At 63.2% G+C, this 15,083-nt stretch carries 20 protein-coding genes; 2 read left to right on the top strand and 18 right to left on the bottom strand.

The window, feature by feature from the left end; translation table 11 throughout:
- Positions 1 to 150: 150 nt before the first annotated feature.
- From M4J40_RS01895 to motA, 18 genes are all read right to left on the bottom strand, one after another.
- On the bottom strand, positions 151 to 1,158 hold the full coding sequence (locus tag M4J40_RS01895; RefSeq protein ID WP_251751626.1) for a flagellin: 1,008 nt from the start codon (positions 1,156 to 1,158) through the stop codon (positions 151 to 153).
- 264 nt (positions 1,159 to 1,422) lie between these two features.
- Entirely contained in the window at positions 1,423 to 2,181 is a 759-nt protein-coding gene (gene fliP / locus M4J40_RS01890; RefSeq protein WP_405030706.1) for a flagellar type III secretion system pore protein FliP, read from the bottom strand.
- Positions 2,178 to 2,702, bottom strand: a complete 525-nt coding sequence (locus M4J40_RS01885) for a flagellar basal body-associated FliL family protein (protein ID WP_251751624.1) — start codon at positions 2,700 to 2,702, stop codon at positions 2,178 to 2,180. The genes fliP and M4J40_RS01885 overlap by 4 nt, the downstream gene beginning before the upstream one ends.
- Before the next feature lie 8 nt (positions 2,703 to 2,710).
- On the bottom strand, positions 2,711 to 3,394 hold the full coding sequence (locus M4J40_RS01880; RefSeq protein WP_251751622.1) for a flagellar basal body L-ring protein FlgH: 684 nt from the start codon (positions 3,392 to 3,394) through the stop codon (positions 2,711 to 2,713).
- Positions 3,391 to 3,957 carry a MotE family protein gene (locus M4J40_RS01875; protein ID WP_251751620.1) on the bottom strand — a complete coding sequence of 189 codons (567 nt, stop codon included), beginning with the start codon at positions 3,955 to 3,957 and terminating at the stop codon, positions 3,391 to 3,393. Before M4J40_RS01875 ends, M4J40_RS01880 begins: the two co-directional genes overlap by 4 nt.
- An 85-nt stretch (positions 3,958 to 4,042) precedes the next feature.
- Positions 4,043 to 5,107, bottom strand: coding sequence for a flagellar basal body P-ring protein FlgI (gene flgI / locus M4J40_RS01870; protein ID WP_251751657.1), 1,065 nt, complete (start codon positions 5,105 to 5,107; stop codon positions 4,043 to 4,045).
- A 272-nt stretch (positions 5,108 to 5,379) separates the two neighbouring features.
- Complete coding sequence (gene flgA / locus M4J40_RS01865) at positions 5,380 to 5,850, bottom strand: flagellar basal body P-ring formation chaperone FlgA (protein WP_251751618.1); 471 nt, start codon at positions 5,848 to 5,850, stop codon at positions 5,380 to 5,382.
- Between the two features lie 19 nt (positions 5,851 to 5,869).
- Positions 5,870 to 6,658 (bottom strand): flagellar basal-body rod protein FlgG, encoded by a 789-nt coding sequence (gene flgG, locus M4J40_RS01860; RefSeq protein ID WP_251751616.1) that lies wholly within the window; start codon positions 6,656 to 6,658, stop codon positions 5,870 to 5,872.
- Between the two features lie 10 nt (positions 6,659 to 6,668).
- Positions 6,669 to 7,004, bottom strand: coding sequence for a flagellar hook-basal body complex protein FliE (locus tag M4J40_RS01855; protein WP_251751614.1), 336 nt, complete (start codon positions 7,002 to 7,004; stop codon positions 6,669 to 6,671).
- Entirely contained in the window at positions 7,004 to 7,420 is a 417-nt protein-coding gene (gene flgC, locus M4J40_RS01850; RefSeq protein ID WP_251751612.1) for a flagellar basal body rod protein FlgC, read from the bottom strand. Before flgC ends, M4J40_RS01855 begins: the two co-directional genes overlap by 1 nt.
- Before the next feature lie 4 nt (positions 7,421 to 7,424).
- The gene (gene flgB, locus M4J40_RS01845) at positions 7,425 to 7,805 is read right to left on the bottom strand and encodes a flagellar basal body rod protein FlgB (RefSeq protein ID WP_251726234.1); all 381 of its coding nucleotides are present in this window, start codon (positions 7,803 to 7,805) and stop codon (positions 7,425 to 7,427) included.
- Between the two features lie 81 nt (positions 7,806 to 7,886).
- Positions 7,887 to 8,318: a hypothetical protein gene (locus M4J40_RS01840; protein ID WP_251751611.1), complete on the bottom strand. Its 432-nt coding sequence runs from the start codon at positions 8,316 to 8,318 to the stop codon at positions 7,887 to 7,889.
- Positions 8,315 to 9,415, bottom strand: a complete 1,101-nt coding sequence (gene flhB / locus M4J40_RS01835) for a flagellar biosynthesis protein FlhB (protein ID WP_251751609.1) — start codon at positions 9,413 to 9,415, stop codon at positions 8,315 to 8,317. Before flhB ends, M4J40_RS01840 begins: the two co-directional genes overlap by 4 nt.
- Before the next feature lie 8 nt (positions 9,416 to 9,423).
- Complete coding sequence (locus M4J40_RS01830; protein ID WP_251751608.1) at positions 9,424 to 10,455, bottom strand: flagellar motor switch protein FliG; 1,032 nt, start codon at positions 10,453 to 10,455, stop codon at positions 9,424 to 9,426.
- 17 nt (positions 10,456 to 10,472) lie between these two features.
- On the bottom strand, positions 10,473 to 10,919 hold the full coding sequence (gene fliN / locus M4J40_RS01825) for a flagellar motor switch protein FliN (protein ID WP_311134047.1): 447 nt from the start codon (positions 10,917 to 10,919) through the stop codon (positions 10,473 to 10,475).
- A gap of 41 nt (positions 10,920 to 10,960) precedes the next feature.
- Entirely contained in the window at positions 10,961 to 11,275 is a 315-nt protein-coding gene (locus tag M4J40_RS01820; protein WP_251751606.1) for a hypothetical protein, read from the bottom strand.
- The gene (locus M4J40_RS01815) at positions 11,256 to 12,188 is read right to left on the bottom strand and encodes a flagellar motor switch protein FliM (protein WP_251751604.1); all 933 of its coding nucleotides are present in this window, start codon (positions 12,186 to 12,188) and stop codon (positions 11,256 to 11,258) included. The genes M4J40_RS01820 and M4J40_RS01815 overlap by 20 nt, the downstream gene beginning before the upstream one ends.
- Positions 12,188 to 13,090, bottom strand: coding sequence for a flagellar motor stator protein MotA (gene motA / locus M4J40_RS01810; RefSeq protein ID WP_251751602.1), 903 nt, complete (start codon positions 13,088 to 13,090; stop codon positions 12,188 to 12,190). Before motA ends, M4J40_RS01815 begins: the two co-directional genes overlap by 1 nt.
- A gap of 131 nt (positions 13,091 to 13,221) precedes the next feature.
- Between motA and M4J40_RS01805 the strand changes: the two genes are divergently transcribed.
- Both M4J40_RS01805 and flgF read left to right on the top strand, forming a co-directional pair.
- Entirely contained in the window at positions 13,222 to 14,346 is a 1,125-nt protein-coding gene (locus M4J40_RS01805; protein ID WP_251751600.1) for a DUF1217 domain-containing protein, read from the top strand.
- Between the two features lie 2 nt (positions 14,347 to 14,348).
- Positions 14,349 to 15,074, top strand: coding sequence for a flagellar basal-body rod protein FlgF (flgF, locus tag M4J40_RS01800; RefSeq protein ID WP_251751598.1), 726 nt, complete (start codon positions 14,349 to 14,351; stop codon positions 15,072 to 15,074).
- The last annotated feature ends 9 nt before the right edge of the window (positions 15,075 to 15,083 follow it).

The raw sequence follows: 15,083 nt of genomic DNA, 5'->3' as shown, positions 1-15,083 counted from the left end.
TGACCCACTGCGTGGCCCAAGCACGGAGGTTTCTTTTATACTGTGTAGAACCCATCCAATCCTCCACCATAGGTGGAGGTTTTCTTTTGATAAAAAAAGCCACGCCCCGAGGGGCGTGGCTTCCAGACGGCTGAAGCGGGTGGTGTTCGCTTAGCCGCGGAACAGCGACAGGATGTTCTGGCTGTTGGAGTTGGCGATCGACAGCGCCTGAATGCCGAGCTGCTGCTGGGTCTGCAGAGCCTGGAGGCGGGTCGATTCCGCGTTCATGTCGGCGTCGACAAGCTGGCCGATGCCACGACCGATGGCATCGGTCAGCGCCTGGACGAAGTCCTTCTGCGTGTCGATGCGGTTCTTGACGGCACCAAGGTTCGAGGCGCCGTCGGTCAGCTTGCTGAGGGCGGCATCGACGATCTCGATGTAGGACGACAGCGTCGCCTGGTCATCGGCGGAGTCGGTGAGGGCCGAAATGTCGAGGTCCTTGATCGACAGCGAGACGGCGGCCGGCGTGGCGAGCTTGTCGCTGAAGACCTGCCATTCGGTGTCAAAGAGACCCCTGCCATCCATCTGAACCACGCCATCCGCAACGGCGGTGGGCGCCGTCGCAGGCGTCGGAAGGGCAGCTGCCGTGTTGGCGTCGTAGAGCTTGATCTCGTTGACGTCGACCTTGATCGTCTCGATGGTGATCGCATCGCCGACGCGCGAGAAGGCGGCGACGACCGACTTGTCCTTGTTGAAGCTGCCGCTCGAGTCGACCGCCAGCCAGTTCTCGCTGTTGAACACTGACGACGAGGCGATGGAGTTCATCTGGCCGAGACGGGCCTTGATGTCTTCCTGGATCTGGCCGCGGTTGACGCCCGGGGTCTTGGCGCTGACGAGCAGCTTGCCGATCTCGGTGAGCTCTTTGACGGTGGCTTCGAGGGCGGTGTACTGCACGTCCACCGTGGCGGCGCCGAGGCCAAGGCTGTCCTGCACGGCAGACAGAGACTTGTTGTCGGAGCGCATGGTGGTGGCGATCGACCAGTAGGCAGCACCATCGGAAGCCGTCGAGATGCGCAAGCCCGTGGAAATGCGGTTCTGCGTACCGTCGAGCGCCTTGTTGGTGGACGCGAGGGTCTGGAGGGCGGTCATTGCCGCAGCATTGGTCAGAAGGCTGGCCATTTTCGTATGTCCCTTTGGATGAGTGAGATGGGACATTCCGGGTTTTCACCGGTATGGCAGGAGCGGCATCATGCCCTTGGACCCTCTTGGTTCGCTGAGCGATCCAACCTGCCATGGCCCTAGATTGTCCGATGAGGCTTGCGCGAAGCTGACGCGTCGAAATGGCCTGATTTGGCGCTGGTTTTCGCCCTTTCTCCGGCAATAGGGAATGAAAAAAGCCCGCTCCGGCAAGGGAACGGGCTTCCTTCGGTAAAGTTGAGATCGCTAAAAGAAGGAGCGTACCAGGCCGCCGACCAGCATGTTCCAACCGTCGATCAGAACGAAGAACAGTACCTTGAAGGGTAGCGACAGCACGGTCGGGGGCAGCATCATCATACCCATCGACATCGTGAGCGTCGCCACGATCATGTCGATGACCAGAAAGGGCAGGGCAATCAGGAATCCGATCTCGAACCCCCGCCGCAACTCCGAAATCATAAAGGCCGGAATAAGGACGCGTAGCGGCGTCGCGCCAGTCTCCGTCTTGATACCGAGATGCTCGGCGGCAAGGTCGTCGAAAAGCTTCAGGTCCTTGTCGCGGACGCGCTGGGCCATGAAGTCGCGAAACGGATCGGAGATCTTCTCGAAGGCAACCTCTTCGGAGATCTCGTTGCGGGTCAGCGGCAGCACGCCATCGTTCCAGGCCCGATCGAACGTTGGCGCCATGACATAGAAGGTCATGAACAGTGCGAGGCTGATCAGGATGAGGTTGGCCGGCGTCGTCTGCAGGCCGATGCCGGATCTCAGAAAGGACAGGGCGACGACGATGCGCGTGAAGCTCGTCACCATGATGAGCAGGCCCGGCGCCACCGACAGAACCGTCAGAAGCGCCACCAGCTGGACGATGCGGCCGGAGGCTGATCCCTCGCCGGCGGGAATCAGAGAGCCGAGGTCCGGGATGCCACTGCCAAGGGCCGGAATCTGGGCGAGGGCGGGCGCGCTCGTGGCGATCAGCAGAAGGATGGCGAACAGGGCTTTTTTCACTGGACGACCAGACTTTCTATTATGAGGTCGCGCACGTCTCCGCCCGAGCGAATGGCGACCCGATCCCGCAGGTCTTCGCGAAGGTGCTGAAGTTGAGTGGCCCCCTCGAGCTGCTCGACCCTCAGCGTCTTCAGGAAGGCGAGGAGATCCTCCGATATTTCCGCCGAGACGATGTCCGAGTTGGGCATTTCGTCTTCGAAGACGATCGCGGCGTCGAGACGGAGCCAGACATCGGCGGGCTCGGTCAGATTGGTCACGATCGGCTTCAGGCGATAGAGGCGAGAGGTCAGGGGATCGCGTTCGCCACCAGCACTGGCTTCCTGTTGCTGGCCGGCGTCGGCGATCTGCGCATAGCGGACGAGATGGACGCCAAGGCCAAGACCGGCGGCGATAGCCAGAACCGTCAGGAAGAATGCCGGTTTCAACACCCCTCCTCGTTCGGGCGGCGTCGGTCGACGCACCTCTGCCTCGGTTTCGGAGGGCGCCACGTCTCGGACGCCGGGAAGCGGGAGCTTGGCCATGCTGCCTCTCAGAAAGGAGCTACGCGATCGTAAAGCTGGTGGAGCACGCCCGGTTGCTGGACTTCGGTCAGCCGGCCTCGGCCGCCGTAAGAGATGCGCGCTTCGGCGATCTTCTCGTAAGGCACCACGTTGTTGCCCGAGATGTCGCGCTGGCGAACGATGCCCTGGATGTTGACCACCCTCATCTCATAGTTGACGCGCATTTCCTGCGAGCCGGAGATGATCAGATTTCCGTTGGGCAATACGCTGGTGACCACTGCCGCCAAAGTGACCTTGATCGCCTCGGAGCGCTCCACGGCGCCAGCCCCCTTCGAGCGAGTGGAGGAGTTGACGTTGCCGTCGAGGCTGGCTTTGGACCCTTCGCCGGCCACCGAGAAGCCAAAACCGGCGCCGAAACCCGCACTGGAAACGCGAGAGCGTTCCGACGAGTTGTCCAGGGCGGCCTTGTCGTTCATCTGGATCAGGACGGTCAGGACGTCGCCGACCTGATGGGCGCGGGAGTCGCGGAACAGCCCTTCGCCTCCATGAACGTAGGTGGAGTTGGAGTCCCGGAACATCGAGGGAGACGGCGTTAGCGCGTTGAGGGGCAGCGCCGCGCCGACTTGCGACATGGTCGGTTCCGTATTGAGATCGGAGGACGTGTTGCAGCCGACGAGCGACAGGCCGGCGATGAGAAGCAGCACACGCTTCAAGGGAGTTCTCCTTTGGCGGACAGTTCGGTCATGCCGGCGAGCGCGCTGGCGAGTTGCGAGGCGCGGGCGGGATCCATTTCGTTGAGAATTGCGCTGGAAGAGCGTGCGTTGAGCCGCGCCAGTACGGCGGCGGCCATCTCTTCGTTGAGAACGGTGAGCTGACTGGCCGCTGCCTCCGGACGCATCTTGGCGTAGATGGCCACGACGTCGTCGCGAGCGGCGGCGAGGAAGTCCTCGCGTTTCTTGAGCCAGCTTTCGTACTCGGCCCGCTTCTCCTCGAGTGCGGCGATCCGCTCGGCAACGCGCTTGTCGAGGGCCTCCAGAGTTGACTTTTGCCAGGCGTAGCGGGCGTCCGCGGCAACGTCGCGGATATTGACGCAATACTGGCGTGCCTCTTCGGTCAGCGCCCGCATTTCGAGTCCGGAGTGGCTGGTGGCTGCGGTCTCGACTGGCGATACGGTCTTCGCCTCCGTTTCCGCCGCCACAGTCACGCCCGGGCAAAGCTGAACCACCATGACCGCCGTGAACAGGCGAGACAGAAGGCATCGTCGGATCGACGTCATGCCGAAACCCCTTCAGTCGTTGATTTCATGTCCGGCAGGTTCGCACCGCAGACTTGCGCGGGGCTGATCGCCTGAAACGAGACGTTCATTGCACCACGAGATCGGCCTGGAGCGCGCCAGCGGTCTTCATGGCCTGAACGATGGCGATGACACCTGTCGGTTTGAGGCCGATCTGGTTGAGGCCGCGAACCAGCGTCTGAAGGTCAGTGCCGCCGATGATGGCCAGGTTGCCGCCACTCTCGCTGGCGTCGACCAAGGTGCGCGGAAGCACCACCGTTTCGCCGTCCGAGAAGGGGGCGGGCTGCGAGGCGACGGGCGCTTCGCTGACGCGGATGCTGAGATTGCCGTGGGTGATGGCCACTGTCGATATGCGCACGTCCGCCCCCATCACCACCGTTCCCGAGCGCTCGTCGATGACGACGCGGGCTGGCGTATCCGGTCGGACCGGAAGTCCCTCGATTTCGGCGATGAAGCGGGCGGCCGACATGCCGCGCGGCTTGATCAGGGCGACGGTACGATAGTCGCGTTCCTCGGCCACCGGCGCGCCGTAGCGACGTCGGCTATATGTGTTGATCGCATCGGTGATGCGGATGGCGGTGCGGAAGTCGGGGTTGCGCAACTTGAAGGTCAGTGCACCGAGACCGTCGAGATTGGTCTGAAGCTCGCGCTCGATCAACGCGCCGTTCGGAATGCGTCCGGCGGTTGGCGTCCCCTTCTGAACGCTTTCGGCCATGCCGGCGGCGCTGTAGCCGGTGACGGCGATCGGTCCTTGCGCCACGGCGTAGACCTCGCCATCGGCACCGGCGAGCTGGGTTATGATCAGGGTGCCACCCTGCAGCGAACTGGCGTCCCCGAGCGAGGCGACGTTGACGTCGATTCGGGATCCTGCGCCCGCGAAGGCCGGGAGTTCGGCGGTGGCGATGACTGCGGCGATGTTGCGCGTTCGAAGAGCGCTATCGCGAACGTTGATGCCGAGGCGTTCCAGCATCGACTGGAGCGACTGCTCGGAAAACGCGGCATTGCGCAAGGTGTCACCGGTGCCCTGGAGGCCGACGACGAGGCCATAACCGACAAGCTGGTTCTCGCGGACACCCTCGATGGAGGCGATGTCTTTGATGCGCACATCCCCCGGCGACAGGGAATGCACCATGGTGTCCGGCGTGGTCGGCGCCTTTGGTTCCGGCCCCGTCCGCGACATGACGGGTGCGACGGTGGGAGGCGGCGGCAGGGAGAGGTTGGGCGCCATGTCGGCGGCCAGCAACGTCTGCCCCCCCTGCGAGGCGAAGGGCATGGATCCATCGACGACGCTGACGACCTCGCCGGTCTGAGGGTCGAGGGTGATCGGCATCCTCGAACCGTCCCAAGCGGCGGCCGGCTGGAGGGCAACGAACCCGGCGGCAAGGCCGGCGATAAGGATGCGCATCAGCTCTTTCCTACGACGATACTGCCGTCGGGCTGGACGACGCCAACGATGACGGTGCCGGACTCGGTGTTGCGCACGCGGATCACCTCACCGACGCTACCCGACTGCATCGGCTCGGCGTAGGTGATGATGGTCAGCCCCCCTTCGACGAACACGAGACGCACGGGGACGCCTCGCCGCACCACCTTTGCGTTCTCGACCGCGTTGACGGTGATCGGCTGTCCTGGAAGCAGGGTACGCCGCGCGACCTTTCCGACCAGCATTTCGCGGCCGGCGACAACCGCTTCCAGCGACGCACGCGTCAGACGGAAACGGCGTTCGGTCAGCATGTCATCGGTGATCGGATCGCCGGGGTAGATGGTGATGCCGGGCACCGGCAACGTCGACACCATCTGGGCCCCGGCCGGCCGGAGAGCGAGGAAACCGGCCGCGAGGAAGGCAATGGCGGCGATGAGCAGCAGGCGTTTCATGGGAACGGCCTTTCCGGCGTCAGCGCAGCCCGTTCGAGACGGTACCGGCCATCGAGTCGGCCGCCTGAATGACCTTGGAGTTCATCTCGTAGGCACGCTGGGCTGAGATGAGCTCGGTGATCTCGGATACCGGATCGACATTGGACGCCTCCAGATACTTCTGCCGGATCTTGCCGAAGCCGGGGTCGGTCGGAATGCCGGCGACCGGCGTGCCGGAGGCGAGCGTCTCGCGATAGAGGTTGCCGCCGATCGGTTCGAGGCCGACGTCGTTGGTGAAGTTGGCGAGCGAAAGCTGACCAAGCGACTGAGGCGCCGCCTGTCCGGGAACGGTGGCGAAGATCTCGCCGGACTCGTTGACCGTCAGGTCGGTGGCGTCCGTCGGCACGATGATTGCCGGCTGCACCGCGTAGCCATCAAGCGTGACAAGCTGGCCGTCGGCATTCTTGTTGAAGGCGCCGGCCCGCGTGTAGAGCGTCTCGCCGTTCGGTCCGTCGACCTGGAACCAGCCGCGACCGTCGATCGCCATGTCGTAGGTGTTGCCGGTAAGCGTCATGCCGCCCTGCAGATGCAGGTTGCGGATGGCGGCGGCGCGAACGCCCAGACCCTGCCGGACGCCTTCGGGGATGACCGACTGGCCGCCCTGGTTGGGTACGCCCTGCATGCGCTGCGTCTGGTAGAGCAGGTCGGTGAACTCGGCGCGCGAACGCTTGAACGCGGTCGTGTTGATGTTGGCGATGTTGTGGGCGATGACCTCGACGTTGAGCTGCTGGGCGGTCATTCCGGTGGCGGCGATGGCGAGCGCTTTCATCGTGGGCTCCTCAAATGGCCATGCGGCCGATTTCCTGATAGGCGGAGACGACCTTGTCGCGGACGGCGAGGGCGGTCTGCAGTGACTTCTCGGCGGACATCACCGCCTCGACGACCTGCTGAACGCTCATCTTGCCTTCCATGCCGGCGATCGAGGCGGCTTCGCCCGCCCTCAGGTCGGAAATGGCCGAGCCGGAGACTTCGGCAAGCACGTCCATGAAATCGACCGGTTTGGCGACTGCCGAGGCGGCGGATTCAGTCGGCGCGTGGGCACGAACGGCGGGCGCGGCGGTCGGCGGCGACAGTCGATCGATGTTGAAATCGAGCGCGGAGATGGGGTTCAGCATCACGAGTTCCTCAGGAGATCGATGTTCATCGTCAGCATCGAGCGGGCCTGTGTGATCGCCTCGACGTTGGCCGAATAGGACCGGTTGGCCTGGCGCAGGTCGCTGAGCTCGATGAGCACGTTGACGTTGGGCATCTTGACGTTGCCATCGGCATCGGCCGCGGGGTTGCCTGGATCGTGACGCACCTCGAACGGGCTCCTGTCGGCGCCGATATCCTTGACCATGACCATCGGGGCTCCCATGGCGCGGTCCATTTCCTCGGCGAATGTCACCGTCTTGCGGCGATAAGGATCGGAACCAGGCGTCCTGCCGGTCGACTGGGCGTTGGCGAGGTTTTCCGAGACGATGCGCATGCGTGTCGACTGGGCCTGCATGCCTGATCCGGAGATTCTGAGGGCGGCTGCGAGCTGGTCCATCGGGTCACCCCTTCACGGCGGAAGTCAGCATGCGGCCGAAGGCGGCAACGATGCTGCGGTTGAGGGAGAAGCTGGTGTGGATGTCGCCGGCCTTGATCATCTCCTGCTCGAGACTGACCGAATTACCGGAATGGGTTATTTCCCAGGCATCCTCGCGTCGGACATCGGCAGTGGCCGCATCGAGACCACTGGGCGCCATATGCGCGGGATTGGTCGCGGCAAGCTGGAGCCGGGTCTGGGAGAGAACGTCGCCGAAGGGTTCGACATCGACCGCGCGATACTTCGGCGTATCGGCGTTGGCCACGTTCTGAGCGATGGTCGCCTGGCGGACGGACAGCCAGTCGGCTTGCCGGGAGGCGATGGAGAATAGATGGATGGGCTGCAAGGCGATCCCTCCGAAGGTTCGAGAGGGATCATGGAGATGAAATCTTGCCCGAGGCTGGTCTCGTCGACCGAGCCCGACTTGTCAGCCAATCGGAACGAGGCGCGCGTCGGCGATCGCGTCGATGAGGCGGCGCGTGTTTTCCTCCGGATCGCCGGAAGAGCCGGAGACGGCGAAGTAGTGGATCTCGACGCCGGCGTTCAGTGGCCCCAGGATCAGGCTGAAGAACACGGTTACGCCCTGGTTCTGGAACTCCATGTCGAGCGTCACGGTGGTCGGGCCGGACCAATCGGTATCGACGGCGGCGCGCCAGCCGTAGCGAAGCGTATCAGGCTTGAAATAGAGCTCGACCGAGGACGCAACGAGATCGTCGAGGTTGCCATGCTTCTCAAGCTGGATGTAGACGACCAGATTGACGATGTCGATCAGGCGCAACTCGGCCGCGACGTCCTTCACGCCTTCGGCTATCGCCTTCTCGCGGGCGATGGAGCGGTGGTCGTTACGCGTATCCGTCATAGGTGGCCGTTGATGATGGCAGGCAGGTTACTGTCAGTCGATCGAGCCTGAAGCAGATAGATGATTTCTGCCACCGCCCGATAGAACTCGACGGGGATCATCTGGTCGAGTTCCACCTTACCGTACATGGCCCTGGTTAGCAATTTATCCTCAACGACCGGGATTCCGTTCTGTTCGGCAATCTCGCGGATTTTCAGGGCGACAAGGTCCTGCCCCTTGGCGAGCACCACAGGCGCGCCGCCCTCCTCGTAGACGTAGCGCAGCGCGATGGCATAGTGGGTCGGGTTGGCAAGAACCAGGGTCGCCTGGGGGACGCTCGCCATCATGCGATGGCGGATGCGATCGCGCGCCAGCGAGCGCATGCGCGCCTTGACGAGCGGATCGCCCTCGGTGTTCTTGAACTCGTCCTTCACTTCCTGCTTGGTCATGCGCAGGTTGCGCCGCCACTGGATGCGAGCCCAAATGAGGTCGGCTGCCACAAGAAGCACGGTGGCGATACAGACTGCTGAGAGCAGGTGGATGGCGATGCCGACCGTGGAGTCGACCAGGGTGCCGGGGTCGGAGAACATGGCGTTCACCATCCGATGCTGTTCGGTTTTGAGGATGATCGACACGACGAGGGCCGTGGCGCCGAACTTGAAGAGCGCCTTGCCGAACTCGACGAGGCTTTGAACGCCGAAGAGACGCTTCCATCCCTTGGCGATCGACAGGCGGCTGAGTTCGGGCTTGATACGGTCGACCACCACCTGTGGAACATTCTGCACAAATGAACCGGCGAGCCCGGCCACCGCGAAGATGATGATGGTCGGCACCAGAAAGCGGCCCATTTCGAGACCGATGGCGTCGAGCAGCAGAACGGCATCCTGGCCCTGTTCAAGGCGGACGTCTCCGGGGTTGTCGAGGAAGCCGCGCAGGGTTCCAGCCAGCCGGCCGGCTCCGCTGCCGATCACCCAGACCATGACGATCAGCATGGCGCCGAGCGAGAACAGCATGGGCAGTTCGCGCGACTGGGCGATATTGCCTTTCTCGATGGCGTCCTGGGTCTTCTTGGGGGTTGCTTCCTCGGTTTTGCTGTCTTGATCCGGCTCGTCGCTCATGACGCACCTCAGCGTATGTAGGTGTCGTCATCCTGATCGGAGTTGAGCTCGATTTCGCCGCGACCGGCCATGTCGAGAGCGAGGTCGGCGATCACCCGGCGTGCCTCGAGCACATCGCGTTGCGGAGAAGGCTCGCTGGTGGCCAGCTCGTTCTCGACGATGCGGCGAGCGCGTGTGGCCAGAGACGACAGGATGGCATCGCGGAAGTCGAGTTCGGTGCCCTTGAGGGCGAGGACCACCCGTTCGGTCGGGATCTGGTCGAAGATCGCCTGGCGCGCACGCGGAGCCAGATTGATGATGTCATCGAAGGTGAATAGCAGGCCTTTCAGCATCTCCGCCGACTCCGGCTTCACCTTCTTGATGCCTTCGAGCGCGTCTTCCATGTCGTGCCGCTCCATCTTGTTGAGGATGTCGGCCATGCGAGCGTGCGTGTCGGCGCCCATGTTGCGCGAGAAGTTCAGCATGAAGTCCTCATGCAGCGTCCGCTCGGCAATAGCGACGGTGTCCTCGACGATCGGCTTGAGGTTCAGCATGCGGCGCATGAGTTCGTGGCGCAGCGGCTGCGGCAGGTGGCTCATTGTGCGGGCGGCGAAGGTCGGGCGCACCTTGGAAAGGATGAGCGCGGCCGTCTGCGGGTGCTCCTTCTGGAGATAGTTGGCGAAGATCGCCTCGGAAACGGAGGAGATCCGATCCCAGATGGAGCGGTTGGCGTAGCCAAGCACGTCCGACATGATATCCGACACCTGATCGGGCGGCAGGATGCCCGTCAGCATCTTCTCGACGTCGCTGACGGTGCCGAGCAGGTTTCCGCCGGTGAACCGGGTAGCGAACTCCTCGACGATGTCGGAGATCTGCTTGGCCGACACGGCGCCGAGGTCCGCGATCGAGCGGGTGACCTGCTTGATCTCGCCGGTGTCGAAGTGGGAGAGCAGCCGACCGGACAGTGGCTGGCCGAGCGCCAGCAACAGCACCGCCGCCTTGTCGGGGCCCTGGAGCGGGCGCTCGCTCTTGTTCTTTTTCGCCGAAGCCGTGGCTGCCATGATCTCCCGTCCGCTGTTCAGGCGTTGGAGGCGTTGCCGCCGACGATCTCGGTGAGCGAGATGCCGAAGCGAGAGGTATCGTCTTCAACCACCACCACCTCGCCACGAGCGACGGTGCGGCCGTTGACCACGACGTCGACAGGCTCGCCAACGCGATGGTCGAGCGGAATGGCCGATCCGCGCCTAAGCTTCATCAGGTTGGCGACCGGCATGATCGCCGAGCCGAGAACGACCTGAATGGTGACGGGGATCCGCATCACCGCCTCGAGGTTGCGCACCGTGCCAAAAGCGTCCTCGACGCTGGGGCCCGTTTCTTCTCGGGACTCGTCCTCGGCGCCGTTGTCGACGATCGTCTCGACGGCCACCGCTTCAAGCACATCGGCGGCAGGCGTCGGAGCGGCGGGGCCGTCCATCTCGGCCATGATCTCGTCGATGTCGCGTTGGGTCTTGGAACTGCGGGCCATGGGGCTGTCCTTTTCCTGAAGGGGACGGGGTGGGCGATCGATCAGCGACCGGCGCGCGCGCCGCTTCTCATCGGCTCGGTCGGGGCAAGGCCAGCTGCTTTCTCAAGCTCGTCGAGCATGGTCCTTGCCCGCTCGATCTCGACGATCAGGTTCTGCAACGTCGTGAGGCCCTGCATGTTGATTTCGCGGATAGCGTTGCCGACCGTCATCAGAGCGACGCCGGTCTCGTCGAGCGAGTTGGCATAGGTCGCCTGGTTGGACTTGAGCTCGCGCAGCTCGCGACGAAAAACGAGCAGGCCGGCGATGGTGCCGATCAGAGCGACCAGCAAGATGCTTTCAACGAGAAAGGATGTCATTGAGGAACTCCTGATCGGCATCGACGTGTTCGTCGATCTTGATGGTGTAGACACCGTTGCTCTGGCCGAGCTGGCACCAGAAGAGCGGCTCGCCGCGACAGGTCAGCTTGACGCGGCTGCGTGGCGTCGCCTGCAGCTCGATGACCTGCCCAACCTCGAAGTTGGAAACGTCGGACAGGTCGATGAACCGCTCCTCGAGGATGGCGTCGACGCGCATCTCGGTGCGCTGCACCTCGCTCTGGATCTGGCGGGCCCAACGCGGATCGCGTGGCGCCGCCTCGCCGGCCATTGTGTTGGCCAGAGTTTCGCGTACCGGGTTCAGAACCGACTGCGGCAGGATGACGAACATCTCGCCGCCCCGGTTGAGCGCTTGCAGCAGGAACTTGGCGACCAGTGCCTGGCTGTTGCGCCGTCCGATGATCGCGAAATCCATGCGGGTTTCGATGCGCTCGAACTTGAAGGTGGTGTCGTGGGGAGCGCCGAAAGCCAGAGGCAACACCTTGGCCATGCGCTCGAAAATCGCCTGCGCTATGTTGATCTCGATGTTGGAGAATGGGCGCTCGACATCGATCGGCGGTTCGCTGCCGTCGGCGCCAAACAACACCTCGACCATCGAGAACACAAAATCCCGATCGAAGCCGACGAGAATGCGCGAGTCCCAGGCCGGCACGTGGAAGACGCCGGCGATGGCGTTGGCTTCATAGTCGTCAAGGACGTCGTCAATGCGCGACGGCGCGATGTTGGATAGCGAGAAGTAGGCCGGGGAAGACGACATCTGGCGGAGACTGTCGGCGCAGTGAGTCGCCAGACGATCGAAGGCCACGTGCAGCATCGGAATGCGGTCGACGGAAATACCGCTCGCATCGAGAAGCTTGTCGGATACCGGGCGGGTGGCGGTATGCAGGCTGGCCATCAGGCGGCACTCCGCTGGGCGGGCTCACTCGCCTTGGCCGTGGCCGGAACGGGCGAGGAAATCACTTCGTCCTCGACATCGTCGATGGTCGGGCGCTGATGAGCGGGGATGGTCTTGCGTCCGTATTCGAGGGCGATCTGCGGTACGGCGCCGTTCATGGAAGCGATCAGGGTCTGCTTGATCAGGATGTAGGGGGCGAGCTGTCGTTCGCGTGTCACCTTGATCTTGCCGGCGATCGGCGCCACCACGCCGTAGGAGAGGAAAATGCCGCCGAAGGTTCCGACCAGCGCGGCGCCGATCAGCGCCCCGAGTATTTGCGGTGACTGATCGATGGCGCCCATCGCCTTGATGACGCCGAGCACGGCGGCGACGATGCCGAGCGCCGGCAACGCTTCGGCGATGGCGCCCAGGGCGAGATAGGGCATCAGCCGCTCGTGGGCGATGGTCTGGATCTCTTCGTCCATCAGCTGTTCGACCTCGTGCGGACGAGCATTTCCGACGATGATCAGGCGGAAGTAATCGCAGATGAAGGCGCGCATTTCCTTGTCTTTGGCGACAAAGGGAACCTTGCGAAAAATGTCGGAGTTCTCCGGATCCTCGATGTGCTTTTCGACGTCGCTTCGCCCTTTGGATCTCAGCTCGCGCATCAAGGCATAGAGAACCTCGAGCACACCAAGGTAGTGCTCGCGCCGGGGGATGTTGCCCAACACCGCGTCAACAACGCCCCGACCGGTGTCGCGCACCGTCCGCATCGTGTTGCCGACGATGAAGATGCCCAGGGCGGTACCGCCGATGATCACGAACTCCCACGGCTGCCACAGCACGGTGAGATGCCCGCCAAGCGCCGCGTAGCCGCCGAGCAAGGAGCCGATCGCGATAATGAAGCCGATCAAACTACCCAAGTCCCTGCTCCTTCTCGTGGTTGTCTGTCGTTGGGTCTAGGCGGCGAGGCTTGTGCGAGGCTTGGGAGGCTTTCGCCAGCCACGAGCAAGGTTCGCCATGCATCTCTCAGAGCAAGACAAGGAGAAGAGCCATGCTGTCGACACCGCTGAGCTACCAGATGATCACGCGCGACATGACGGCGACGCTCACGCGGACGTCGGCTCAGCCGGACGTCAAGCGGGCCACCGAGTATTACAGGGAGAACATCGGCAAGGTGAGCAGCCTTGAGGAGTTCTTCGACGATCATCGCCTCTACTCCTACGCCATGAAGGCCTACGGCCTCGAGGACATGACTTATGCCAAGGCGTTCATGCGCAAGGTTCTGGAGAGCGATCTCTCGGACTCCAAGAGTTTTGCCAACAAGCTCGTCGACAAGCGCTACCAGGAGTTCGCCAAGGCCTTTTCCTTCCTGAAGTCGTCGGCGCAAAGCCCGGATGCGCTCTCGGACATCAAGACGAGATATGCCGAGAAGGCCGCCGAGCAGGGCGACACTGAAACGCTGATCAAGTTTGGCACAATGGCCTACGAGCAGACCCTGCCCAACGTGAAGACGGTCGACGATTTTCTGGCCGACGACAGTCTCGTCGGCTACGCCATGACTGCCTTCGGCGTCGAACCGCCAGGCACGGCGGCGAGCGCCAAGACGTTCCTCAGGCGTATCCTCACTTCCGACCCCAACGATACTGACAGCTACGCCGCCCGCCAGACCAACTCGGCGTGGCGGGAGCTCGCCGCTGCCTTCAACTTCTCAGCGGATGGGACCATCCGGGTCCAGACGAGCGAACAGGCGGAAACCACCATCTCGAGCTATCTTCGACAGACGATCGAGGCTCAAGCCGGCAAGGAAAACGAGGGCGTGCGCCTTGCCCTCTATTTCGAGCGCAAGGCACCGACCATTACGTCGGCCTACAGCATCCTCGCCGACCCTGCGCTTCTGAAGGTGGCGCAGACGGTGCTCGGATTGTCCACGCAAACCGGCAATGCCGACATTGACGTCCAGGCGAAGTATTTCGAGAGCCGGATCGACATCGAAAGCCTTTCCAAGCCCGAAGAGCTCAAGAAGTTCCTGACCCGCTTTACCGCCATGTGGGAGGCCGCAAATCCCAGCAGCACAGCGACGACATCCGTCGCCGCGCTGATCACCGGCCAAAGCAACGCGGTGATGAGCGCCGATACATTGATGAGCCTGCAAGGGCTGAAGCTTGGAGGCCTTTGATCGTGCAGAGCTCCCTTTACGTCTCGCTGTCGGCACAGGTGGCGTTGGCTAATCGGCTCGATACCCTAGCCAGTAATGTCGCCAACCTTTCGACCGCAGCCTATCGCGCCGACGAAGTGAAGTTCGACACTTATCTCTCGCGAGCCGGCACCGATCCAGTCGCCTATTCCTCGACTGGCCAGACCTTCATCTCACGCGACAAAGGCGGCCTGCGCGAGACCGGCAATGATCTCGACGTCGCCGTGGATGGCGATGGCTGGCTGGCGGTTCAAACCCCGACCGGCAACGTCTACACGCGGGACGGTCGCCTGCAGGTCTCCGCCGACGGCGTCCTGCAGACCGTCGCCGGCAACCCAATTCTCGATCCGGGCGGAGCCTCGATCCTGATCGATCCGGATGCCGGGCGCCTCTCGATCAGTCGGGACGGCATGATCTCCCAGAGTGGCCGGGCGATCGGCGCCCTCGGCCTATTTTCCATTCCCGACGAGGCGAAGCTGGCGCGTGGCACCAACTCGGGCGTCATTCCAGACCTTCCGGCCGTTCCCGTGGTCGATTTCGTGGGGCAGGGCGTCGCGCAAGGCTTCGTGGAGGAGGCGAACGTCAATCCCGTGCTGGAAATGACGCGCCTCATCGAGGTGACGCGAGCCTTCGAGCAGGTTACCGCCGCATCGAACAAGTCGGAGCAGTCGATGCAGGATGCCATCAAACGGCTCGGGCAGGTCACGTGACGAACTCCA

The organism is Pleomorphomonas sp. JP5 (assembly GCF_023721815.1).
Taxonomy (GTDB): domain Bacteria; phylum Pseudomonadota; class Alphaproteobacteria; order Rhizobiales; family Pleomorphomonadaceae; genus Pleomorphomonas.
Note: the sequence above shows the minus strand (reverse complement) of the source record. Positions and strands in the feature narration are given on the sequence as shown.